General features: G+C 68.5%; 20 protein-coding genes and 1 pseudogene. 19 read left to right on the top strand and 2 right to left on the bottom strand.

The features are described 5' to 3' along the window. Positions 1-93: pseudogene (locus ABTZ58_RS40075) on the bottom strand (IS5 family transposase); the annotation flags it as partial. A 552-nt stretch (positions 94-645) separates the two neighbouring features. Here ABTZ58_RS40075 and ABTZ58_RS00135 point away from each other — a divergent pair. From ABTZ58_RS00135 to ABTZ58_RS00055, 17 genes are all read left to right on the top strand, one after another. Then, a complete protein-coding gene (locus ABTZ58_RS00135) occupies positions 646-1,086 on the top strand; it encodes a hypothetical protein (protein ID WP_345576835.1) in 441 nt (146 codons plus the stop codon). Then, entirely contained in the window at positions 1,083-1,583 is a 501-nt protein-coding gene (locus ABTZ58_RS00130) for a hypothetical protein (RefSeq protein WP_351348468.1), read from the top strand. Before ABTZ58_RS00135 ends, ABTZ58_RS00130 begins: the two co-directional genes overlap by 4 nt. Before the next feature lie 14 nt (positions 1,584-1,597). Next, on the top strand, positions 1,598-2,290 hold the full coding sequence (locus ABTZ58_RS00125) for a hypothetical protein (RefSeq protein ID WP_351348465.1): 693 nt from the start codon (positions 1,598-1,600) through the stop codon (positions 2,288-2,290). A gap of 28 nt (positions 2,291-2,318) precedes the next feature. Beyond that, positions 2,319-3,077, top strand: a complete 759-nt coding sequence (locus ABTZ58_RS00120; protein WP_351348463.1) for a hypothetical protein — start codon at positions 2,319-2,321, stop codon at positions 3,075-3,077. Next, positions 3,074-3,724 carry a hypothetical protein gene (locus tag ABTZ58_RS00115; RefSeq protein ID WP_351348460.1) on the top strand — a complete coding sequence of 217 codons (651 nt, stop codon included), beginning with the start codon at positions 3,074-3,076 and terminating at the stop codon, positions 3,722-3,724. Before ABTZ58_RS00120 ends, ABTZ58_RS00115 begins: the two co-directional genes overlap by 4 nt. A 12-nt stretch (positions 3,725-3,736) precedes the next feature. Further along, positions 3,737-4,147, top strand: coding sequence for a hypothetical protein (locus ABTZ58_RS00110; RefSeq protein WP_351348457.1), 411 nt, complete (start codon positions 3,737-3,739; stop codon positions 4,145-4,147). A 264-nt stretch (positions 4,148-4,411) separates the two neighbouring features. Continuing rightward, a complete protein-coding gene (locus tag ABTZ58_RS00105) occupies positions 4,412-4,795 on the top strand; it encodes a hypothetical protein (protein WP_351348454.1) in 384 nt (127 codons plus the stop codon). Then, positions 4,792-5,595 (top strand): SPDY domain-containing protein, encoded by an 804-nt coding sequence (locus tag ABTZ58_RS00100; RefSeq protein WP_351348451.1) that lies wholly within the window; start codon positions 4,792-4,794, stop codon positions 5,593-5,595. Before ABTZ58_RS00105 ends, ABTZ58_RS00100 begins: the two co-directional genes overlap by 4 nt. 21 nt (positions 5,596-5,616) lie before the next feature. Beyond that, positions 5,617-5,979 carry a hypothetical protein gene (locus ABTZ58_RS00095; RefSeq protein WP_351348448.1) on the top strand — a complete coding sequence of 121 codons (363 nt, stop codon included), beginning with the start codon at positions 5,617-5,619 and terminating at the stop codon, positions 5,977-5,979. Beyond that, positions 5,976-6,770 carry an SPDY domain-containing protein gene (locus ABTZ58_RS00090; protein ID WP_351348445.1) on the top strand — a complete coding sequence of 265 codons (795 nt, stop codon included), beginning with the start codon at positions 5,976-5,978 and terminating at the stop codon, positions 6,768-6,770. Before ABTZ58_RS00095 ends, ABTZ58_RS00090 begins: the two co-directional genes overlap by 4 nt. Before the next feature lie 598 nt (positions 6,771-7,368). Continuing rightward, positions 7,369-8,145, top strand: coding sequence for an SPDY domain-containing protein (locus ABTZ58_RS00085; protein ID WP_351348442.1), 777 nt, complete (start codon positions 7,369-7,371; stop codon positions 8,143-8,145). Positions 8,146-8,178: 33 nt separating this feature from the next. Beyond that, a complete protein-coding gene (locus ABTZ58_RS00080) occupies positions 8,179-9,969 on the top strand; it encodes a type IV secretory system conjugative DNA transfer family protein (RefSeq protein ID WP_351348439.1) in 1,791 nt (596 codons plus the stop codon). A 4-nt stretch (positions 9,970-9,973) separates the two neighbouring features. Further along, a complete protein-coding gene (locus tag ABTZ58_RS00075) occupies positions 9,974-10,423 on the top strand; it encodes an XF1762 family protein (protein WP_351348436.1) in 450 nt (149 codons plus the stop codon). 187 nt (positions 10,424-10,610) lie between these two features. Beyond that, complete coding sequence (locus tag ABTZ58_RS00070) at positions 10,611-11,450, top strand: hypothetical protein (protein WP_351348433.1); 840 nt, start codon at positions 10,611-10,613, stop codon at positions 11,448-11,450. A 125-nt stretch (positions 11,451-11,575) separates the two neighbouring features. Further along, a complete protein-coding gene (locus tag ABTZ58_RS00065) occupies positions 11,576-12,448 on the top strand; it encodes an adenine nucleotide alpha hydrolase family protein (RefSeq protein ID WP_351348430.1) in 873 nt (290 codons plus the stop codon). 5 nt (positions 12,449-12,453) lie between these two features. Further along, positions 12,454-13,698 carry a DNA cytosine methyltransferase gene (locus ABTZ58_RS00060; RefSeq protein WP_351349555.1) on the top strand — a complete coding sequence of 415 codons (1,245 nt, stop codon included), beginning with the start codon at positions 12,454-12,456 and terminating at the stop codon, positions 13,696-13,698. Further along, a complete protein-coding gene (locus ABTZ58_RS00055; RefSeq protein ID WP_351348427.1) occupies positions 13,698-14,879 on the top strand; it encodes a DnaB-like helicase N-terminal domain-containing protein in 1,182 nt (393 codons plus the stop codon). Before ABTZ58_RS00060 ends, ABTZ58_RS00055 begins: the two co-directional genes overlap by 1 nt. Positions 14,880-14,960: 81 nt before the next feature. On the opposite strand, the gene ABTZ58_RS00050 is transcribed toward ABTZ58_RS00055, so the two are convergent. Continuing rightward, entirely contained in the window at positions 14,961-15,851 is an 891-nt protein-coding gene (locus tag ABTZ58_RS00050) for a DUF5655 domain-containing protein (protein WP_351348424.1), read from the bottom strand. Between the two features lie 480 nt (positions 15,852-16,331). Here ABTZ58_RS00050 and ABTZ58_RS00045 point away from each other — a divergent pair, with 480 nt between their 5' ends. Together ABTZ58_RS00045 and ABTZ58_RS00040 are read left to right on the top strand one after the other, a co-directional pair. Then, positions 16,332-19,289 carry a helicase-related protein gene (locus ABTZ58_RS00045; RefSeq protein ID WP_351348421.1) on the top strand — a complete coding sequence of 986 codons (2,958 nt, stop codon included), beginning with the start codon at positions 16,332-16,334 and terminating at the stop codon, positions 19,287-19,289. Next, the gene (locus tag ABTZ58_RS00040; protein WP_351348418.1) at positions 19,283-23,125 is read left to right on the top strand and encodes an Eco57I restriction-modification methylase domain-containing protein; all 3,843 of its coding nucleotides are present in this window, start codon (positions 19,283-19,285) and stop codon (positions 23,123-23,125) included. The genes ABTZ58_RS00045 and ABTZ58_RS00040 overlap by 7 nt, the downstream gene beginning before the upstream one ends. Positions 23,126-23,178: the final 53 nt, after the last annotated feature.

Raw genomic sequence — 23,178 nt, 5'->3', positions numbered from 1 at the left:
CAGCCCATCGTTTCGGAATTCGAAGCGCCAGGCCGACAGCACCGGCTCGATCAACTCCCAGCGAACATCGGACGGATCACTCGGATAAGGGCGTCACGTCGGGGTGTCTCCACGTACCGCCGCGGACTGACTTCGCCCCGGCGCACAGCCGCGACAACGGAAGCACTCGGCAGCGAAGGCCGGGCACCCTGGCGTGAGACAGGCACAAGCCACTTCCAGCCTCGCCTGTCACCCCACCTGATTAGCAGTAATCAACCCGCCCCTCAGCAGTAAGATCACCAGAACCCAGCGGTCTAACAATCCACTGGATACACGGGCAACTCAGGCGAAAACGACCTCTGGGTCTGGCCCAGTTAAGACCACCGGATGCTGCGGCCTCCAGGATGAACAGCGTCGCCACGATCCCTGCCGGAAATCGGTGACCGTCGCATTGCTACCCCCCCCCAAGGTGATCCGACATGCCGTTCTCCCCGGCGCTCTACCCACGTGACAGCGTCTACTGCGAGTGACTTTCCGCCAGAGCACGGCGCATACCGGCCTCCGGATCGGGGCGCAACATAGCCGCAGATCGCCGGTTAGCCAAACCGGTGATCCTGCGGACCATTGATCCTCCCGCCGCCACACGCACAGCGTGGAAGGATCCGCATGCTCCCACCATCCTGGACCCCGCCATCCACCCCGGCCTTCGCGCCGACACCCGATCCCCTCACGCCCTATCGGGACATCACTCATGGGCACTTCGAGGCCGGCGACCAAGTCGTGGTCGTCAAGGGTGTGTCGGGGGCCGAGTTGTGGGGGGATGCGATGCAGGTCGTCGCCTCGTCCTGGCACACCCCGACCGACGAGGACGGCTGGCGGCTACGCGATCCCAACGGCGGAGCGCAGACGTTCATCACCGCGCACCCCCGCTACCTCGTGCACCTCTCGCGCCGCTGCCCGGACTGCATGAGCTACCTGCGAGCCATGGCTGATCATCTGATGCCGAAGTACGCCGACCACGCCGACGCTGTTATCGACTGCGGCTGGTACACCACCACGGCCCTCGGCCAACTGGTCCACATCGCCGATGCCCGGGGCGGCCGGTGAGACTGCCTCTCCGCCGCCCCGGCCGCACCCCCACACTGGCGCGCCCACGGACCCAGGCCACCAGGGACACATCGTTCCGGTTCTGGCCAGCACGCCTGGCAGCCGACCTGCTGCAACGGCTCGCATCTGATGCCCACCGCCTTAAGCAGGACCTGCGCCTCACCACCACCACGTCCGCATCCGACGACCGGCAGGGGGCCAGGGCCGTACCGACCGCTTCCGCTCAACTCGCCACCGTCCTCGCCCAGCTCGCCGACGAGCGGTCCGGTCCGCTGGCCACCGTGCGCGGCCTCATCGAACACACCGCGTACCGCGCCTCTCTCCAGTCCTCAACCGGTCCCGACACTGCGCACCAGCTGGAGCTGATCGCCCGCCGCCTCTACGGCATCCAGCAGGACCTCGATGACGCCGCTGCCCGCCTGACCACCTGCTCCAAGCGGTTGACCGCAGCGCCAGTGGTACCGGCCGCCCGGGCCTGTGCCGGGCACTCACCTTAGGAGAAACCTTTCCCTTGCCTCTGGCCGACCGCGCCCTGACCATCCGCCGCGACCCGCACTCCGAGGAGGTCCTTGCCCGCGGTGGCGATCCGGAAGCCCACAGCGTGCTTCAACGGGCGGGCTTCGTGCCCGTCCACCGCCTTCACGAGACCTACCACCGCGCTCCCGCCGGCCTGGTGCAGGACGAGGAGAACCGCCTGGCCACCGAAGCCGTGGCCCGGCTGCGGGCGGTCGGCTACCGCGTCGACTGCGACCCGGCCTTCGACACCGACCGCCGCCCCGCGCAGTACGAGCCGCTGGGTGCCTCGGTGGCCCAGCTCGCCGACCGGATCCGGCAGGCGACCACCACAGAGGAGGTCGCTGAGATCCTGACAGAGCTGGCTGCACCCTGCGACGGCATCCTCGATGCCGTCGGTCAAGTCCTCACTGCGGCGGCTGAGTTCCACGACGGTCTTGGCGCACCGACTGCCCCGTACACCGCGCGACGGCTGCGCTACCTCGCCGAGGAACGCCTCGCCGTCGTCCGCACCGACCTGGTGCACACGCGCAATGACCTCGCCGACCGGCATGCCCTGCACCCCGGCCGCGTCGCGTGCACCCAGGAGGTCCCTGCCGACGAACGCGAGCGGTCCGCCGTGTGCGCCTGCCCACCTCCGCCGCGCGCCATCCCGGTCCCCCCGCCCGTGGCCGCCGGACCGCGCCGCTGACACCACCCCCTCCCCCGCCAAGGACTCCATGCACCACCACGAAGACCCCGAGCGCCTCGCCTCCTTCGCAGACGTTCTCGCCGGTGAACTCCCCGGTACCTGGCGCAGCACCCACCACCCCGCCAAGGACCAGGAGGCTCTTGCCGAGCTGGCCGACCGCGTCTGGGACCTGGACCTCGTCGCCGAATCCCTCGCCGCGCACCCGTTGCACCAGGCGGCCGTCCTGTCCCGTCCGGACGGTGCCCAGCTGGTCATTCTCGACCGGCACGACGAGCGCGACGGTTTCCTCATCGCCGCAGTTGCACCGCGCGGCCTGCCCAACGAGGCGTACCGCGGCGTGCCCGAGCCCAATGGCATCGCGGTGACCGACGATCCCTTCCTCACCGCAGAACAGGTCGCCGGTGACCTGCTCGCCCGCTACGACACCGCCCTGGCCCGCGTCCGCCTCAACGCCATGGACGACATCGTGCCCTCGCAGCCGGACCGGGTCGTGCTGACCTGGCAGCCGGACGGCAGCCTCGCCGCCGCCCCGGTCGGGGATACAGCCGCGAACGTGCTGGCCGCCAACGGCTTCGTCAAGGACGAGCAGACCGGCGTGTACCGGCTCTCCGGCGACGACACCTACAAGCAGGCGCGTGCCGTCCGCCAAACCGGCCAGCAGCTGCGCGCCCACGGCATCGGCACCGCACTCCAGCACCCCTCCGGCCGGATCGCCCCCACTGCCACGGCGCCGGCAGCCCCGCCGGCCCCGACGGCGTCCCGGGCGCCGGCGGCCCGGACGCGATGAGCGAGGTCGAGCCCGACTTCGATGTCCTGGAGTACGTCACCATCGCCAAGGACGCGCGAAGCGGACTGGTCGTCGCCCTGGGCGGCACCGAGCAAGCCGCCGCTCTCCTGCAGCGAGCCGGCTTCCTCGATCACCCCGGCCCCCGCGGCACGTACCACCGTCTTCCCCATGGTCTTCCCGCCGCCGAACAGCGTCGGAAAGCCACGGCCGCATCGCACGCCCTGCTGAGCGCCGGATACAGCGTTCACCTCGACCCAGCTTTGAACGCCCTCGCAGTACCCGACGCCGGCCGGGAGGCCGCACTGCGGTACGTCGCTGAGCTGGCCCAACAGGGCACTCGTGCCTCAAGCGGCGAGGAGAGGGCTGCCCTCCTGACCGAGATCGCCGCACCCGCCGAGGGACTTCTGCCGCTCATCCGGCAGGCCATAGCGGTCGCCTGCTTGTGGTCCCTGCAGCCCGGCGCCAGTGGCGCAAACCTGGAACCGGCTGCGCAGCTCGGGAGCGCGGCTGATGCGCTCTCGCGGGCCGCCGACCAGATCCTCCGCGTCCGGAACGACGTCGCCCGCATGCCCGCCCAACCGGGTCAGGCCGTGAGGACGCACAGCCCAGCACAGCGTCCTGTCGCTGCCGTATCCCGCAACCGCTGAAACAGGAGAGTCATGGGCAACCGTGCCGACGAGTACGGCACCGACGTCGAGATCTACCGCAGATGGCTGAATACCACCATCTACGTCGAGACGCCGACCGGTGCGCCCGCGAAGCTGCTCGACCAGCTCGACCAGCTGGGCTTCGAACGACACCAGTTCCCCACCCCGGAGCCCGTCTACATCTGGCACGAGGTCCCCGCACACCTCGACAGCGCCGAGCAGCAGCGCCTGGCGACCTGCGCCATCCCCACCCTCCTGCTGGCCGGATACAAGGTCAACTGCACACCCGAGGTGTTCGACCAGGCCGCCTACCAGCAGGCACTGCACAAGATCCGATCCGGCACCTCCCGCCAGACCACCCACCCGCCCGGCGGCCCTGCCGCCACCTCCCGGCGCCCCGCGCCCACCGGACGTACCCCGTAAACGCGGCGGGCCCCAGCCGGGGCCCGCCCTCACCCCCACCCGAACAACCACTCGGAGAAGCCCGTAACTCCCCGCACACCCCCGCCGATGAGCCGGCGCCTCAGCCCCCGCTTGGCGACCGCCGTGTTCCGCCGCTACCTGCGCGCCTGCATACCGGCAGGTCCCGACCGCACCTGTCTCCTGGCCAGTGCGCGCCCCGAGGCCGCCCTCAGTGAAGCCCGCCGGACCACCCGCCCGTAATCCCGATCTACCGCCTGGAGGAGCATGCCGCACCCGACACAGAACACCGCCCGACTGACCGCCGAGATCACCCAGCGGCTCGCACACCTTTCCCACGATCTGCACCAACTGCCTGCCGACGAAGCCGTCCAGGTCATCGCGCGCATCGTCAACCCGGATGACGGCATCCTCGGCGCTTTCACACAACTCGTCGAAGCCGGGTCCCGCCTTGCCCGGCACCAGGCCGAACGCGGTGCGCTGCCGGCAGAAGTGTGGCTGTCCCTGGGCCGGGCCGCGAACGAGCTGTACAGCATCGGCCGGGACCTGGACGACCACAAGGACACCCTCGTCCAGTTCGGCACACGGACGGGCCTGGCAGCGAGCAAGCCTCCCGCCCCGGCCCCGCTGGTCGCCCGGCGGCGCCGGTGAGGAACACCCAGTGGCAGGGCTGGGGGCCGGGCGAGCAGGCCGAGCAGCACTACCTCGTCGAGCCCCGGGCGCTGGCCGGCGGAGGCGACATCCGTCACGTCTCGGAGTTCCTGCGCGCGTCCGGCTGGCAGGACAAGTCCAAGAAGGGCGGCCCTCTGGTCATGGAGAGCCCCGACCGTGCGGTCCGCCTCTCCTACGCCCCCTACACCCAGCCCGGCGGCTGGACCATCCGCAGCGCGGCACAAGGCAACCAGGCCGAGTGGTGGGCAGTGATCGGCCGGCAGGCGCCGGTGGAGATCGTCGCGGGACTGACCGACGCTCTCACCCGCTCCCGCTCCGCGCACGCCCCCAACGTGTGGGCGCCCCTGCAAGAACAGCACTGGCACACGCAGTTCGAAGGCCGGAACTACACGGCGGCCAGCCCCGACGGTACGGCGTGGATGCACTTCCGCCAGGACGGTGACGGCAACGCCCTGTGGTGGTCAGGCGCCCGGGACGAGCGCGGCAACGGCTGGACCGCCCAGTTCGCACCCAGCACCCCCATGCACCTCGTCCAAGCCTTCTCCACCGCGCTGGCCTCTCCGGAGCCGGTCATGCGCCCCCGCGGACGCGTCCCGCACAGCACGAAGATCCAAACCACCTCCGTGTCCGTCCTGCCCTCCCAGCTCAGCGCCTGGCAACAGGCCCGCATCACCGCCGCCCGCGCCGCCACCTGGGCCCGCAACTCCGTCCGCAGCCCACGCCCCCGCACCACTCCCCGACACCACGCCGGTGCCGGCGCCTTCCGCGCCCACCGCTGACCCGCACCACCAAGGAATTCTGTGCCCGACCTCACCCCCGACAGCGTCCACGCCGCCACCGAGACCCTCTCCCGCCTCACCGAATACCTGCGCCAGGACCCGGACCCCGCCGAAGCCCTCGCCCTGGTCGAGCCGTTGCTGGACGAGTACACCGGCCTTCCCGTCCAGCTCGCCGACGCCCTGCGTGCCCTCGCCCGCACCGTGCAGACCCACCGCCCGCACACCCCGCTGGACCATAAGGTCGACCTTCTGGTCCAGGAACTGCGCAGTGCCGCCTGGGAACAGACCGACCAGCACACTCTCCACTACGTCATCGACGACCTCCGCGCCTTGTACGCCTCCTCCGAACCGACGCGCACGCTGGGGTGCGGCACGTGCCGGTGAGCGGACAGCAGCTCGAAGAATTCGCCAGGAGGCACGCCTGGCGCATCCCGTTCGACACCAGTCCCCGTCACCTCGCCGGCCCCGGCGACGCCCGCCATGTCACCCACGGCCTGGCCGCCGCCGGATGGAAACGCACCTCCGACCCACTCAGCCCCGAGATCGTCCTGAGCAGCCCGGATCACCGCTACCGCCTCGACTTCGTCCCGGAGTCCGGCACGTTCGCCTGGTGGCGGCTGTGGGTCGGATCCACCGACACCGAGCCGGGCTGGACCGCAACCTTCGGCGAACTCGTGCCCGCCGAGGTCCTCGCCGGCTTCACCGACGCCCTCGTCGCCCCCGCACCCACCGAACACAGCAGCCCGCTGGATGTGGCGGACGCTGCGGGATGGCTCCTGGACGCACGCGGCGCGGCCAGCTCACCGGACGCTGTCTGCCGCCTCAAACGGCGCTCCGACTCCCTCCCGTCCTGGCAGGTGGAGATCCACGATCCCGACCGCGGGCGCCGGCTGTGGCACGCCTCCTTCGACGACCGCACGCCCGACCACCTGGTCAACGCCTTCCTCACCACGCTCGTCGACCCCGCCCCGCTCCAGCGCGGGATGGGCGACCGCACCGCCCACCACAGCGCCGTTCAGACACCCAGCCCGCTCAGGCCGGAGCAGATCGTCGAGGCACACACGGACCGTCTCAACAGCATCCGTGCCAAGGTCCGTGCCGCCCGCCGGCAGAACAGCAAACCCAGCACCTCCCCGGCGGCGCCCGCCGCCGCACGGCTGGCCGCCCGCCGCTGACCCCGCGAAAGGACACCCCTATCTCCTACCCGCACGCTCACCGTGAGTTCCTGGGCCACCTCGACGGCTACATCCGCGAGGTCAAGAAGATCCTCGACGCCTGGAACGTCTACTCCGACGAGCACACCGACCTCGACGGCTGGCCGTACGACGACCACGCCTACGGGCTGCGCCAGCAACAGCGCGATGCCGACACCGCCGCAGCGTTCGAGGACCTGCGCGCAGGCGCCCAGCAGCTGCTGGACACCGCCGACGCACAACTGTCTCTGGTTCCGGCCGGCACCGCGCAGACCCGCTGGATCTACCAGCTCGGCGTCCTGCGCGACGCGCTGGACCGCCTCAACACGCTGCACGAGGAGTGGCTCCGCACCCGCGAAAGTCTCCCGGCCGACGGCAAGCCCGGGACGAACGTCTTCGACGCCGCCCTTGCCGAGCACCGCGCCGAGTGCTGGAGCTACCTCGACGACTGGGCTACCCACGGTCACGTGATCAGTGAGATCAACAACGCTGCCCGGCACGCGCCGTCCCCGCTGGCTCCCCCGCCCACCACGCGACCAGCCCGGGCCACTGGCCGAACCGCGGCAGCGCGGAGGTGACGGTGCACGACGGCCCTTCCCAGACGGTCGACGTCGACTTCATTGCTCCACGTCACCTGGCCGGCGGCGGTGATCCCGCATGGATCACCGTCCCCCTGCACCACGCCTGCAGCTGGAGCCACGGCCACGACCCCCTGATGCCGCGCGTCATCCTCTCCAGCCCCGACCAAAAGGCCCTCCTGCGGCTGGAACCGGACCCCTACGGCCAGTGGTGGACGCTCCAGCACGCGCCCACCGAGGACCGGCCCGCCTGGTACGCGAGCTTCGGCGCCCGCACCCCCGTCGAGATCATCGCGGGCTTCACCGACGCACTCACCGATCCCACCACCGACCGGGACAAAACCCACGACCCCCTGGCACCGCTCCTGGCCGCCGGGTGGTCGCCGTCCTACAACCCCCACCGGTTCGTCTCACCCGACGGCACCGTGCGGGTCGACGTCCACGAGACGACAGGGACCTGGTGGATCGGCGCCGTCCTGGACGACGCACGGCCCCCGGTGTGGCAGGCCCGCTGCGGCGAGCACACACCCAAGCACCTGATCGCCGCATTCACCACCGCGCTCACCGACCCGCACCCGGCAGCACGCACCGGCACGGTACTCAGCCTCCCGACCCGCAACCCAGATCTGGTCACCCACACCCGCCAGGAAGTACCGGCCCAGCAGGTCGCCTCCGCGCTGGAGGACCGCGTCCGCCAACTCGCCGCCCGACACGCGGCCCCGGCAGCGCCAACCGCCATCCCCCGACGCCCGTCCGCCGGTCCTGGCCGCACCCACTGATGCCCTTGTCCCCGCACCGAAGCACGTAGCCCTTTGCCTCCCACCTCCGCCAACAACTCCGACGGCTACGACATCGCCTTCCGTCTCCTGATGGGCGTCCTCGCCGTCGTCGTCCCCCTGTCCCACCTCGCCTGGCTGTCCGGCAACATCACCGCCTGCCTCACCGAACACCCCTGGGCGTCGTACCAGCCGACCACCGCCCTGCTCCACCCCGACCAGCTCTGGCCGACGGCCGGAGAAACGTCCCTGCTGATCGGTGCCCGCATCATCCCCGTCACCGTCCTTCTCGCCCTCGGTGCAACAGCCGGCCTGCTGTGGGCCCGGCACAAGAGCAACGGCGGCGGCCGGAAGAAGAAGATCACCGGAATGGCCAAGCCGAAGGACATCGAGCCTCTGATGGCCAAGGCGATCACCGACAAGGCGCGCTCGCTGCGCCCGAGCCTGAAGACCGCTAAGCACATCGACGCCCGCGACACCGGCATCCTCCTCGGCAATCTCCAAGGCACCAGGCACGAGGTCCGCATGGGGTACGAGGACGTGGCCGTCGCCATCATGGCGCCGCGGTCGGGCAAGACCACCTCGCTGGCGATCCCCTCCATCCTCAACGCGCCGGGCCCCGTCCTGCTGACCTCGAACAAGGCGGCCGGCGACGCCTACACCGCCACCCTCGACGCCCGCGCAGCGGTGGGCCGGGTGTGGTCGATGGACCCGCAGCAGATCGCGCACGCCGCCCGCGAGATGTGGTGGAACCCCCTCGCCGACGCCAAGACCCTGGACGGCGCCGGCCGCCTGGCCGGTCACTTCCTCGCCGCCTCCGTGGACGCCTCCCAGCAGGGCGACTTCTGGTCCAAGGCCGGATCCAACATCCTCAGCCAGCTCTTTCTCGCCGCCGCGCTCGATGACCGGCCGATCACCGACGTGATGCAGTGGCTGGCCTTCCCCGCCGACCGCACCCCACTCGACATCCTGCGCGACCACGACTTCACCGCGGTCGCCGCCCAGCTCAAGGGCACCGTGGAAGGCCCGCCCGAGACCCGCGACGGCATCTACGAGACCGCCCGCCAGTACGCCGCCGCCCTCCTCAACAGCGAGATCGCCGCCTGGGTCACCCCGCAGAAGGACGTCCCCGAGTTCCGGCCCGCCGAGTTCGTCACCTCCACCGACACCCTGTACCTGCTGTCGAAGGACGGCGGCGGAGGCGCGTCGGCGCTGATCGCCGCGTGCGCGGACTCCGTGATGCGTGCCGCGACCGCCCAGGCCGAGCGCGCCGGCGGCCGGCTCGACCCGCCGATGCTGGCGATCCTGGACGAGGCCGCCAACGTCTGCAAGATCAGTGACCTGCCGGACCTGTACTCCCACCTCGGCTCACGCGGGATCATCCCGATCACGATCCTGCAGTCCTACCGCCAGGGCCAGAAGGTCTGGGGTGACGCGGGCATGGACGCGATGTGGTCGGCCGCGACCGTCAAGGTCATCGGCTCCGGTATCGATGACCCGGACTTCGCGGACAAGCTGTCCCGACTGATCGGTGACCACGACGTCGAGACCACTTCCACCTCCACCTCCGAGTCCGGGAAGTCGACGTCCGTGTCGATGCGGCAGGAGCGGATCCTGCCGGCCGATGCGATCCGCGCCCTGCCCAAGGGAACCGCCCTGGTCTTCGCCACCGGCATGCGCGCCGCGATGCTCGACCTGCGCCCCTGGTACGCAGAGCCCGGTGCAGACGAACTGGCCGCCGCCTCGGCCCGCGCCTCGAAGGCGATCACCGAGCGTGCCGTCGCCAAGCACGCCCCGAGCCAGTCCGACTACGGGCAGGCCGCATGAGCGAGTGCCGGCTGCACCTGGTGCCGGTCCGCTCCGCGAGGCCAAGGACTTCGTCCGGACCTGGCACCGGCACCACGCGCCCCCGCCAGGACAGATCTTCGCCGTCGGAGCCGCCGACGAGGAAGGCACCCTGCGTGCCGTGGCGATCGTGGGCCGACCCGTCGCCCGCCACCTCGATAACGGCACCACCCTGGAGGTGGCCCGTACCGCCAGTGACGGGGCACGCAACGCCAACTCGCTGTTGTACGGAGCGGCATGGCGAGCGGCGAAAGCCCTCGGATACCGGCGGTTGATCACCTACACACAGGACGGCGAGAGCGGCGCGTCCCTGCGCGGGGCCGGCTGGCGTGTCATCGCCAGCCGGCCGCCCCGGGCCGGATGGCACACCCCCCGCCGGCCCCGGACCGACCGCGGCAACGACCGCATCGCCCGGCTCTTGTGGGAAGCCCCCTGAACCCTTGCGACAGGGCCGGAGGCCGGCGGTCCACCACACCTGGCGCTCTTGAAATCCCTCGTCATGAACCGGAGTCGAGCCTGTCTGTGAGATCGCACAGCCGCCCGGCGGGCTCGCCGTGCCGGCGCCACTCCCCGACCAGCGTGCCGCCCGTCTGCGCTGACCCCGTCTACCTCCGCAACCTGTGATGACGACACCACCCGACCACAACCACACGCCCCTATTCGACGTGGACGCGCCCGTGCCGCTGATGCCCGTGGAGCGGCTGCTGGCGCTTGCCGACCTGTACACCGAGCACAACGACCGGATCGACCTGCTGTTCTCCGGCCGCGCCCCTCATGATCCGGGTGCTTCCGTGTCATCCGCCCGGCGTCTGGAACGCGAGGCCCTTGCCTCCATCACAGCGGTCCGGCAGCAGCGCCTGCCTGCCATCGAACCGGTGTCCAGCGCCGTCGTACGGCTTAAGCAGATCGCCTACCTGACCAGCGGTGCCACCCGCTACCTCACCGCCGCCCAGCAAGCTCTGCCCGAGAGCGATGCAGCGCACGCACCCCCCGATTCCCGTCGCGGGCTCGGTCAGTACCTGCGGCTGGCCCGCGAACTCACCGCCCTCGCTCCCGCCGCCATCGTCGAGTCCGCCACGCATATTGCCGCCAGACTTCCCGACCGGGCGCGCAGCAGCACCACCGTCCCCGGCATGGACGCCGGCCATCGCGACGCCTTGCTCGAAGTCGCCCGTGGCCATGTCATCGTTACCGGGCAGTACGAGCAACGCGGCTACGGCCACACCGTGTCGGTGGGCATCGACGTGCTGCGCCACCTGGAAACCCAGGAACTGGTCACCCGCGAGCCCGCCTCCGCACCCCCCTTCTTCCCCGGCGGGCCGCTACGCGACCGCGTCCGCCTGACATCTCTCGGTCTTTCCGTCCTCAGCACGGTCATCGGCTCCCCCCTGCACATCCGCCTGTCCGCGGCCCGCCCTGTCTCCACCCCGGCTACGGCCACCACCGCCCGCGCACGCCGCTGACGGCGCCACACGCGCACACCGCCTGCCTTCCTGCCGCAGCCTCGTTCACACAAGGAAGCCCCCAGATTCCCGCATCGCCCACGCTCGTCTGTATATCGCTCGGTGCCGGCGTCCAGTCCAGCGCCATGCTCGCCCTCTCCGCCAACGGCCATCTCCCCAAGGCCGATTACGCGATCTTCGCCGACACCGGCTGGGAGCCACACGCCGTCTACCGGCACCTCAACCGGCTGGAGAAGGAGATCGCCGCTCCCGCCGGGATACCGATCCTGCGCGTCTCCTCCGGCAACATCCGACGCGACGCCCTCGACCCCGGTCACCGCTTCGCCTCCATGCCCCTGTACATCCTCAACCAGGACGGCAAGCAGGGCATGACCCGTCGCCAGTGCACCGGCGAATACAAGATAAAACCGATCAAACGACAAGTCCGGGAACTCCTCGGCTACCCCTACCCGCAGCGCGTCCCAAAGGACGTCTTCGTCGAGCAGTGGGTCGGCATCTCCACCGACGAGTTCCACCGCGCCAAGGACGCCGACGTCCGCTACATGCGCAACCGGCACCCGCTCATCGACCTGGGCTGGTCGCGCACCGACTGCGTCCGCTACCTAACCTCGCTGGGTCTCGCGGACACCCCGAAGTCCAGCTGTCTGGGCTGCCCGTTCCACGGCAACGCGCAGTGGCGGCACATTCGGGACACGAGCCCCGACGAGTGGCAGGACGTCGTGGAATTCGACGCCGCCATCCGCCAGGGCAACGCCCGCGCGAACGCCGGCGGCAACCAGCTGCTGGGGCAGGCGTTCCTCCACCGCTCCCGGGTGCCGCTCGACCAGGCCCCGATCGACCACGTCACGGCTGCCGAGTGGGCCGCCCGCCAGCAAGAACTCGACGACCGCGCCCCCATGGAGGAGGAACTGGAGAACGGGGTGGTCGACGGCTGCTCTCCCTGGACCTGCCGAGGAGAGACCGACCTGGTGCAGGACGACTTCGCCCTGGCCTCGTGAGACGGATCATCCTCGACCTGTTCGCCGGCCCCGGCGGGTGGAGCCACGCCCTCTCCGTCCTCGGGGCCCGCGACATCGGCCTGGAATGGGACACCTGGGCCTGCAAAACGCGAGCCCGAGCCGGGCAGTTGACCATCCAGACCGATGTCGCCCGCTATCCGGTATGGATCTTCGCCGGCCGCGTGCTCGGGCTGATCGCCTCCCCGCCGTGCCAGGCGTGGTCGATGGCCGGCAAACGCCTCGGCCTAGTCGACCAGCCCCTCGTCCACCAGGCCGTCACCGACCTCGCCGCCGGCCGCGACACCCGCGAGCAGCTGCTCGCCGCGTGCGCCGACGCCCGCTCCCTGCTCGCGGCCGAGCCCATGCGCTACCTGCACGCCCTAAATGCAGTGGGCGAGCCGGAGTGGGTGGCCATGGAAGAGGTCCCCGACGTCCTGCCTCTGTGGAAGCAGTACGCCGCGGTGCTGCGTACCTGGGGCTTCTCCGTGTGGACCGGGATCCTGAACGCTGCCGACTACGGCGTCCCCCAGACCCGCCGTCGTGCGATCCTCCTCGCCTCCCGCGTCCGTACCGCCGAGCCGCCGCCGCCCACACACGCCCAGGTCGCCGAGCCCGAATCGTTGTTCGGTCCCGGCCGCGCACGGTGGGTGTCGATGGCTCAAGCCCTGGGCTGGGGCCGTACCGACGGCCCGGTGCCCACCGTGTGCGCCGGGGGCGGACCAGGAGGCGGCCCCGAACCCTTCCCCTCTGGGGCCCGCAAGACCCTCACCGACGCCCGCACTCGCGGCACCTGGACCCCACACCCGGGCGGGGCCGCCAGACACGGCAGGCGCACCGACCAGCTGGTCGACCGCGAAATGCAGCCGTGCCCTGCGGAAGCCAACCGCTGGGCATGGTCCTTGCGGAGCAACAACCAGGCCAACGCCACCGTGCGACGGGCAGACGAGCCGGCCGGGACACTCTTCTTCGGGCACCGCGCGAACGAATGCACCTGGGTCGCCGAACCCGCCGCTCCCGTACCCCTGCACGTCCCTGAAGGGCAGAACCTGGCGATGCCGGAGCCGATCCGGATCACCGCCCGGGAGGCGGGGATCCTGCAGTCCTTCCCGGCCGACTACCCCTGGCAGGGCAACAAGGGCCAGCAGTTCTCCCAGATCGGCAACGCCGTCCCTCCCCGGCTGGCCGCCCACCTTCTCGCTCCGCACCTCAACGTCCCGCTCAACACCGACGACTTCACTCTGGCCGCCTGATGCCCCGCACCCCACAACCTGACGAGGACGACCTCGCCACCATCACGTCGTGGCCGCCGGTGTACTACGCCGAGCAGGCTCTACTTGGCGCCCTCCTGTCCGACCCGCAGCACCTCGCTGACGTAACTGGGATCAGCCCAGAAGCGTTCTCCACCGCGGCGCACGCCGCGGTGTTCGCAGCGATCTGCGCCGTGCCCGCCCCCGCCCTGGCCGACAACACCGACTACGCCGCCGCGTTCGCCGCACTGCGTGCGCAATCACCCTCTGGCCTGGCCGAGCGCACCGAGCACATCGTCTGGCTCGGCAAAGTGCTCACCACTGCCCGCAAGCAGGCACGCGGACTGACCGCCGCACACCTGCACGGACTCATCAGCGCATGTCCCAACCCCCGGCACACCCCCGCGTACGCCCGGATCATCGCGGCCGAATCCGCCCGCCGCCGCCTGCGCAAGGCCGCCGACCGCCTGGTGCACACGGCACGGGAAGCCTCGCTCCCGCATCCCGTGCCGGCCGCACTGGCCGAGGCCGACACCCTCGCATCCGTCGTGGACGACATCGCCGCCGCCTTCCCAGCGCACTCCGGGCCCCTGCCGCGCACTCCCGCACCACCGCCGGCGCCCCTGCACGACGGCGGCGAAGCCGCCCAGGAGGAGCGGCTGCTGCTGGCCACGTGCACGGCACGCCCGGCCGAAGTCGAGCAGATGCGCTGGCTGACCCCCGAGGACTTCACCCACCCCCTGCACGCAGCGCTCTGGCAGTGCCTCACCGCACTTGTACGCCGCGACGTGCCAGTCGACCCCGTTACCGTCATATGGGAGGCCCAGCAGCGCGGTGCCCTGAGCGCCGCGGACGACCCTCGGCACCTGCTCACCTTCCTTGCCGAACCGGACGTGTCCGCGCTCTACCTGGGCGAGCGCATACTGCACCGGTCTGTGATTACCACGGCCCACCACGTCGGCCGCCGCATCGTGGCGTTCACCGACGACCCGGCCAACACCCCCTACCAACTCGTCGTCGGCAGCCGCCGCGCCCTCGCCGAAATGACCGCCATTCGCGCCCGGTGGCACCACGCCACCACGTCCACGCCAACAACCTGGTCCCCGCGCCGCACGGCCAGGACGGCGCCCCGCGCTGGCCCGCCGCCCACCACAGCCCCACCGACCAGCCGCATCGCACGCTGACCGAACCTTTCCGGCGGCCGGACCCAACCGGTGCGGCCGTCGGCAGAAGGAACCCCCTCGTCGGCGCTACCTGTGAGCCCATCAGGCAGCTGCGTAGCTGGCACGGAACAGGTCTAGCGCTCGATCAAGGTCCCGAAGCGTGCGCAGCTGCACCTCAAGGTCACCCGTCCCGTGATGACCGAGCCCCGTCACGTCCCGGGTGAAGCCGGGTACCAAATCGACCTCCTTCGGATCGACCTTGAGGTAGACAAGGAGCTTGGTCTTCTGCGGCGGGCAGGCGCAGGCAAAGTTCCGCAGACGCTGATACGCCCGGTACGTCTTACGCTGAACGCAGTTCACGCCATCCCCGAGACCGAGCAGTGTCTCATCCAGCGCCTGCGCCAGCTCGTCCAGCGCCGTGCTCGGGCCGCCCTTCACTGCCAGTACGGTCGACCGCCTGCGCACCCGTCGCACAGCCGGCGACCTGCCGCTGACGGAGGCCACGGTCTCAAGGCCGAGCAGGTCCCTGCCGAAGAGTCGGTAGCGGACCAGGTCGATGCTGCGCCGGTGCTCGCGCACGGCGTGCACGTCGTAGCGGGTGAAGTCCCCGGCGACGCAGATCAGCCTCGGACTGCTCCACAGCACCTGGGCCGCGGCCGTGGCCCCGAGCCGGTCGCGGACCAGGTGCTCGAACTCCGCCCGGTGGTCCACGAGCCAGCTCAGGTAAAACAGCCCCTGGTTGATGACGCCGGCGTCAACACCGCGCTTGTACTCCACAACGACGGGTGATCCGTTCTCATCCAGGCCGAGCGAATCAATCCTGCCCCCATGGAAAGGTCCAGTGCTGTACTCGCTCGCCAGAAACCGGACGCCCAGAAGCGTCTCCATGTGTGTCTCGACCAGACCCTGCACATCTGCCTCGGTCTCAGCAAGACGCGGCGCGACCTCGGTCGCGCCGCTCGTCGTCGTGTGGAACAGCTTCAGGCCCGACACCTCCGCCTCCTAGGGTCGGTGATCCTCAACGCCAGGCAGGCTCGGGATTGTTTCCGCGAGGGGCTCTGGGCCTGTGAAGATGGTGTAAGACGCTACGTCCGGGCCCCCGGCGTCCCACCGTCCCGGGAAGCTGGAAACCCACATACGTCCCAGCTGCGACATTCGCAAGCATCTGAGATACTCCGTCTTCGCAGGTCAGGACCCGTAGCTCAGTGGACGGAGCAGGCGTGTTCTAGGCCCCTTGCTCCATATCTCATCCACATTCAGCACTCTGCCGCTGCAGCCACTCTGCCACCTCAACAACAGTCGCGGACGTCCTGCACAGATCCCCTATCTTTCGCCAGGCCCGGAACCGCACTGTGGGGTGGGACTATGATGCCGCGCTACCCCGCGAGACCTGATTACCTGATCTGTCTCCCTGCGATGTAGGTCCAGGTAGCCTTCTACCTGCTCATCAGCAGGTAGGGAGACACGTCAGTCATGTACGAGCGCGGGATGCGGGTACGGCTCCGAGATCGCGTGTGGGAGGTCGAGGCTGTCCGCGGCGCAGGCAGCGAGACATTCCTTGATCTACGCCGGGCCGATGAGCGCCCCGGGCCACGCCATCTGACGGTGCTTGCCAGTAGGGAACCGACAATCAGCCTGGAGGCGCCGACCAAGCTACGCTTCGAGCCAGGTAACGCCGTCCTGCTTAACGAACTGCATGACGCGCTGGCCCTCACTATGGCCCACGGCCGCGGAGACCTTCTGGCGGTCGAGCACGGCCGGATCGATGTGGAGCCCTACCAGCTGGTGCCCGTCCTCGTCGGCATGCGTCAGCCGCGCGTACGCCTGCTGGTGGCGGATGATGTCGGTCTGGGCAAGACCATCGAGGCCGGCCTCTTGCTGATGGAGCTGGCCCGCCGTGGCCGCGCGGACCGCGTACTGATCGCCTGCCCGGCAGGACTCCAAGACCAGTGGGTCGAGGAGATGCGTTTCCGCTTCAACCTCGACTTCGCCAAGGTCGATAGCAAGAAGTGGCTGGAGGTCCGCCGGGACAATCCGACCACGGTCAGTCCATGGACCGCCATCCCGTACGCGGTGTCATCGATCGACTACCTGAAGAACAACGTCGGGGCCATTCATGCCGCGCCCCCGTTCGACGTGGTGATCATCGACGAGGCCCATCACGTCGCCCGTGCATACGCGGGAGAGGGGCGCTCCAGCGCCACCGACCGCAGCCGACTGGCCCGCGCACTGGCCGACCACAGCCGAGAGCTGGTCCTGCTGTCGGCCACGCCGCATAACGGGTACCAGGAGTCTTTCGCCAGCCTGCTCCAGCTCCTGTCTCCGCACCTGGCCGCCGATGACGGGCGGCTGGATCCAGAATTGGTCCAGCCCTACATCGTGCGTCGACTCAAGGACGACGTCACCCGCGGCGAACCGCCACAGCCCATCAGCCGACGCCTTCCACCGCAGCCCATCGAGGTCCGCCCAACCAGCCGAGAGAAGGAGATCCACCAGCGGCTGCGCGGGCACAGCAAGCGCACGCTGCACGCCCTGCGCGGCACGGACTCCTATTACGTGCAGGCATTCGCCCTGGAGGTGCTGCGCAAGCGCGCCCTGTCCAGCCCCTACGCGCTCCTGCAGAGCCTGCGCCGGCGAGCGGAGAGTCTCGGCATCACGCCGGTCGATCATGTCGGTCGGCAGCGCATGGACGTACTGCAGCAATACCGCGGGGACACCGCACTTCCGGAAGCAGACCTGCGGGCCGCCGAGGAACTGGCACTGGAGGGCGTGGCCGCTCATCTCCCAGAGGATCATCTGCGCGAGGAGCAGCGCCTGGTCGGCAGGCTCCTGGACATGGTCGAGGCTCTCAGCCCCGGCGATGACAGCAAGCTCACCCGCCTACAGGGCTGGCTGGAGGGCTTCCGCGCCGGGCGGCGGGGGGAGAGGGTCATCCTCTTCACCGAGTACCGCGACACACTGGACTACCTGGAGAAAAACCTGGGCCACGGGCCGTTGCTGCGGATCGACGGCTCCATCCCGCTGGCAAAGCGTCGCGAAGTGCTGGAGAAGTTTTCCGCCATGCCCGGAGCAATCCTGCTGGCCACCGATGCCGCTGGCGAAGGGCTCAACCTGCAGGACGCCTGCCACGTTGTGGTTCACTACGAACTGCCATGGAACCCAAACCGGTTGGAACAGCGCAACGGCCGCGTCGACCGCTATGGCCAGCCGCACGTCGTCGAGATCAGCTACCTCTATCTGGCCGAGACTCGTGACGAGGAAATCCTTCAGCGGCTACGTGACAAGCTTTCCACCATCACCAAGCAGCTCGGCTCCAGCAGCGACGTCCTGGGCGTCGCCGGCCGAAGCGACGTGATCGATGGTCTCCTGGAAGACATCGACGCTGAAGAACTGGAACAACGCCTGGAACGGGCAGTCCAGCAGGTCCGTGACTACCTCGAGCGCAGCGGTGCCCTCGTGCTTATGCAAAGCATGAAGAACGAGAAGCAGGTCGAGGGCGAGACCACGGCCGCCCTCGAACAGGCCCGCTGGCTCCTACCGGACTTCGACGAGTTCCGGCAACTGGTGGCCTCCGTGGTGAGGCAGTGCGGCGGCTCTGTTTCGGGCAACGGTGACATCGTGACCATCGAGCCTGGACCTCTCCTCAAGCAGTATCCGCTCGTCCCTCAAGAGGCATTTCAGGCCACCTTCAGCCGCTCCGTCGCCCTTGAGCCTGAGCACCACGGAATTGCCTTCCTCACGCCAGCCCACCCCCTGGTACGGGCAGTCCTGCAGCGCGTCCGCACCCGCCTTTATGACGAGCGCGCCGCCAACCGCGTCGCCGTGCGACCCGTGGCTGTGGGCCATGCCGGGTGGCTGTTCACCTACGTCGCCCGAATCACCTCCGACGACGGCCGTGTCCTGGAAGAGCCGCTGGTACCCGTCTTCGTCCCTCGCAATGCCGATGGCACACCCGCCGCGCCCAGCCAGGACCCGACCGCAGACCTGCGCCGCCTGCGCCAGCGCCCCGCGCCCTCGGGCAGCCTCGACATCATCGACAAGGCCCGTCAGGAACTGGCTCCTGGTTTCGACACCGCCGCCCTCCTCGGGCAGCAAGAAGCCTCTCGTCGAATCGCCGTCCGCGCCGAAGTCATGCGAGAACAATTGAGCGCCCAATCTCAACGCCTACACGCCGACCTTGACCGCTGGCACGCGGCAGAACTCGCCGAGGCCGAAAGACGCTTCGCCACGAGCGCGGGTGACAGTGTCCAGTTCGGCCTCTTCGCTGACACCGGACACGGTGCCTTCCACACCCTCGAAGAAGCCCGAGCCGCCGTCGACGACGAGTTTGGCCGACGCCGCAAGACTCTCAGCCGCGGCTACCAGGTCGCCGATGTCACCCCCAGTGAAGCAGTCGGGTGCATCGTGTGCGTGGAGGTGCCGGCATGCTGAATATCACCGTCGCTGGCACCACTCTGTCCACGTACTACCTTTCAGACCCGGCGCTCTTCCTGCGCGAACAACACGACCGGGTCGGAGCCGACGACGCGGCAGATGGCATCCGTCACGCCAAGCGTGAGCTGCGGCGCCTGGTCGCCGATATCGACGAGACCAGCACTACGGGGGACACCCGCAAGCGCATGCTCACCTGGCTATCGTGCTTCGGTTGGAGCTTTGCCGGCAGCCTCCCGACCATAGATGAACCCGTCCCCGGCCGCGCCAGTGCTTCCGATGGCCAACCCGGTTCTACCGATCTTGTCTCCGTGCTGATCACCCCGCCCGGGCAGCACCTGGACGCCTCACCCACAGGCCGCCGCGCAGGCAAGCTGCGGCCCCAGCGTCAGGCCGAAGTGTGCGCACGCGAGCACCGGCTACCCGCCGTCCTGCTCAGTAACGGGAGCGAACTGCGTGTGATCAGACGCGATCCCGGACTCGGCGGGGAAGCCAGCTACCTCTCAGTGGATCTCGTCGGCCTAGCTGAACTCGGTGATGACCACGAATGGCGTGTTCTGTGGGCCCTGTTGCGACCCGAAGCCTTCGTCGCCGACTCCACCGGCGAAATCCTGTGGAAGCGGGTGGAGGACGCCAGCTCCGACACCGCCACCGCCGTTAGTGAAAATCTTTCCGGCGGCGTGCGCACCGCCATCAGCGCCATCGCCAACGGCGCTCTCCACCACTGGCGGCAACACCAGCAGCCCGTCCCCGAGCCACGCGACCTCTTCGCCGACGCCCTCAAGATCGCGTACCGGCTGCTGTTCGTAGCCTACGCAGAGGACCGGGGCCTCCTTCCCGTCGGCACCCCCTCATACGACCGGGGCTACTCCCTGCGCGGCCTCCGGCGGGAGATCCTCACCGACACCGGTTGGGCACCCGATGGCGGTCTTCTGTGGAACTCTCTCCAAGCGTCGTGGTCCCTGCTTCGTGACGGCATCGACGCTGGCGAGCTCCAGATCACCGGCTTCAACGGGGGCCTCTTCGACCCAGCCAAGTGCCCGCTGCTCGACGACCCGGCCATGACCGTCGGCGACATCTTCGTCCGAGACGCGATCGACGCCCTCTCTTGGACCGAGGCCGAACGCCCCACGAGCAAAACAGCCATGGGACGACGAGTAGTCAACTACCGCGAGCTTGGCGTCGAACAGCTGGGGAGCATTTACGAAGGGCTGCTCTCATTCGAGCCTCAGATCGCCGACTCCCCCAAGGCTCTTGCCCGCATTGGACGAGGACAGTCGGCCATCGTGCAGGTACTCGACGCCGAGCAGCTGCCCGCGGGCGCCGAGATCCTAGAAACCTACGGCCCTGGCACCTTCTACCTCTTCGAAGCCAGCGGTCAGCGCAAGGGCTCTGGCTCCTACTACACGGCTCGTCCGCTGGCTCACTTCGTCGTTGGCGAGACCCTCCGGCCCCTGATCCAGGACGCCGCTCCCGAAGACATTCTCAACCTGCAGATCTGTGACCCCGCCATGGGATCGGGTGCCTTCCTCGTCCCGGCTGTGCACCAGTTGACCGAGGCTTACGGTGAAGCCCTTGCCCGAGAAGGCGAACTACTCGACCACAAGTTGGACGACGCTGAGCGCGCCACCTATCGCCGCCTTATCGTCGAACGCTGCATCTACGGCGTCGACCTCAACCCGATGGCGGTCGAGCTTGCCAAGGTATCCCTCTGGCTCACCACAGCGGCAGCAGGAAAGCCCCTATCCTTCCTCGATGCGCACCTCCGCTGCGGTAATGCAGTCGTCGGGGCCGAGATCGGGAGCTGGTCAGGCGTCCCTGTGCCAGCGCAAGGAGGGCGCGCTCAACGCGCCTCTGCCACAGCGAGTGACTTGCAAGATGCGCTGTTCACAGTGGAGGAACCCGATCTCGCCTCGGTCGTGCGCGTGCGTCAAGCGCTAGCGTCTAGCCCCTCAGAAGACCGCCTCCAGGTACGAGCGAAGGAGAAGCGTTTCGAGCGGCTTCTTGAAGGTGACGACTTCACGAGGCTACAGGCGCTCGGCGACTGGTGGGTGGCCCCCTTCTTCTTCTCGGACGAACTCAAAGGGAATAGTGGACTGTGGCTCGCCGCGCATGACGCCATCAAGCGCGGAGATCCCCTTCAGCGCCACTTGGCAGCCCTACCAAAACAGGTTCGCACAAAGATCCGCCCGTTCCACTGGGAGATCGAGTTTCCCGAGGTGTTCTTCGACACGAACGGAGAGCGGCGCCCGAATGCAGGCTTCGACGCCATAATCGGAAACCCCCCGTGGGAAGGCATCGCATTCAAGGCAGCCGAGTTCTATGGCCAGTTCGACCCGTCTTATGCGCTGCTGAAAAAGGCAACCGAGCGCACCGCCCGCCAGCAAGAACTGGACGATCGGCCGGAAATTCGACAAGCCAGGGAATCCGAGAACGCGAGACTTGACGGAATTAAGGCATTCATCAAGTCGTCCGGCTTGTATCGAATGCTATATTCTCATGGTATCGCATTCAATTATTACCGCACCTTCCTTGAGCGGGAAATCTCCTTGCTGTCCCCGTCTGGGCGCATCGGCTTGGTAATTGACTCCGGAGTCGCCTCGGACGTGTCCACGGCTGACCACCGCCGTGAACTGTTGGACCACTTTGACATCGACAGATTCGTCCTGTGCGACAACACCAACGGCATCTTCCCGATCGACCGGAGAGAGCAGTTCATCCTCCTCGTCGCGGGCCGTGGCGGTCACACGGATCCCCTTCCGTTCACCTCGAACGTGTCGGAGTTGGAACACCTCTTGGACCTGGAGCGTCGCAGCCTTCCCATCTCACGAGCGACACTTGAGGCCCTTGACCCCGAATCACTTGCAGTGCCGGATGCCCGAGACCCCGGCCTGCTTCAGTTGATGGAGTCGATTTACAAGGATCGTCCTCTCTTCTTGGACGCCATGCCGATTGGCAGGTGGCAGATCGAATGGGGGCGTGAGTTCAACATTTCCGACGACCGTTCCGCTTTCTCCCCGAGCGGTACCGGAATTCCCATGCGGGACGGCAAGGATATTCATCAATACGTTCATGATTTCGCGGAGCCCGTCAATCGACTCAAGGAGGGAATCGGCGAGTCCGCACTCGTAGGACGGGCAAGAAAGCGCGCGAAGAAGAAGGACGTTCGGTCCTTGACTCGCTCACGCGGAGAACTCTTCCTCAGGACTACCGGACCCCGACGGGAAACACTGGAAGTCCCTGCCGACTCTTACAGGCTGTGCTTGAGAAAAAAGGCTCGTTCCAATGATGAGCGAACCCTAATTGCTGCCATCGTGCCTCCGGAAACGGCGGTCACCGAGATGCATTTCTTCTATCGGTCCGTCTTCGATCATGCCGCTAATGGCTATCGCACGGTGCTCAGCTCGGAAGCTATGGTCTTCGCGGCTGCCCTTCTCAATAGTTTGACAGTGGACTTCATTGCGCGGAGGAAGGTATCGACCACCGTCAGCAAGGCCATCATCTCGACGCTGCCCGTGCCGGATGTGCCCCTTGACGAGGGGCCGGGTGCAGAAGTCGTACGGCTCTCTGGCCGCCTCACATGCCGTACCGCCGAATTCAATGAGTTGGCCGAAGCCCTGGGTGTCGATTGCGGCGGCCTAACGAAGGAAGAGGAAAAAGCTCTACGAGCTGAGCTCGACGCCCGAGTCGCCCACCTCTACGGGCTGTCTGCGTCGCAGCTGGAGCTGATCCTGGCTGACTTCCGGCAGAGCGCAGACTCCGATGGCAGTCCGGTACGGCCCAGCGAGGAGTACAAGGCCCTCGTCCGCGAGCACTTCGCGCGCCTGGCTGGCTGATCTTGACCGCCCGCGCGGCACGCGTTGTCAGTACTCGGCACTACGCTCAATCC

Origin of the sequence: Streptomyces sp. NPDC094143 (genome assembly GCF_040303825.1) — a bacterium.
In the GTDB taxonomy this organism is placed as follows: Bacteria; Actinomycetota; Actinomycetes; order Streptomycetales; family Streptomycetaceae; genus Streptomyces.
Note: the sequence above shows the minus strand (reverse complement) of the source record. Positions and strands in the feature narration are given on the sequence as shown.

What these genes read in the sequence shown, in the direction of transcription:
- ABTZ58_RS00120 (WP_351348463.1), top strand. Translation starts at nt 2,319, where the DNA reads ATGCACCACCACGAAGACCCCGAGCGCCTCGCCTCCTTCGCAGACGTT.
- ABTZ58_RS00110 (WP_351348457.1), top strand. Translation starts at nt 3,737, where the DNA reads ATGGGCAACCGTGCCGACGAGTACGGCACCGACGTCGAGATCTACCGC.
- ABTZ58_RS00135 (WP_345576835.1), top strand. Translation starts at nt 646, where the DNA reads ATGCTCCCACCATCCTGGACCCCGCCATCCACCCCGGCCTTCGCGCCG.
- ABTZ58_RS00105 (WP_351348454.1), top strand. Translation starts at nt 4,412, where the DNA reads ATGCCGCACCCGACACAGAACACCGCCCGACTGACCGCCGAGATCACC.
- ABTZ58_RS00045 (WP_351348421.1), top strand. Translation starts at nt 16,332, where the DNA reads ATGTACGAGCGCGGGATGCGGGTACGGCTCCGAGATCGCGTGTGGGAG.
- ABTZ58_RS00115 (WP_351348460.1), top strand. Translation starts at nt 3,074, where the DNA reads ATGAGCGAGGTCGAGCCCGACTTCGATGTCCTGGAGTACGTCACCATC.
- ABTZ58_RS00055 (WP_351348427.1), top strand. Translation starts at nt 13,698, where the DNA reads ATGCCCCGCACCCCACAACCTGACGAGGACGACCTCGCCACCATCACG.
- ABTZ58_RS00040 (WP_351348418.1), top strand. Translation starts at nt 19,283, where the DNA reads ATGCTGAATATCACCGTCGCTGGCACCACTCTGTCCACGTACTACCTT.
- ABTZ58_RS00065 (WP_351348430.1), top strand. Translation starts at nt 11,576, where the DNA reads ATGCTCGCCCTCTCCGCCAACGGCCATCTCCCCAAGGCCGATTACGCG.
- ABTZ58_RS00070 (WP_351348433.1), top strand. Translation starts at nt 10,611, where the DNA reads ATGACGACACCACCCGACCACAACCACACGCCCCTATTCGACGTGGAC.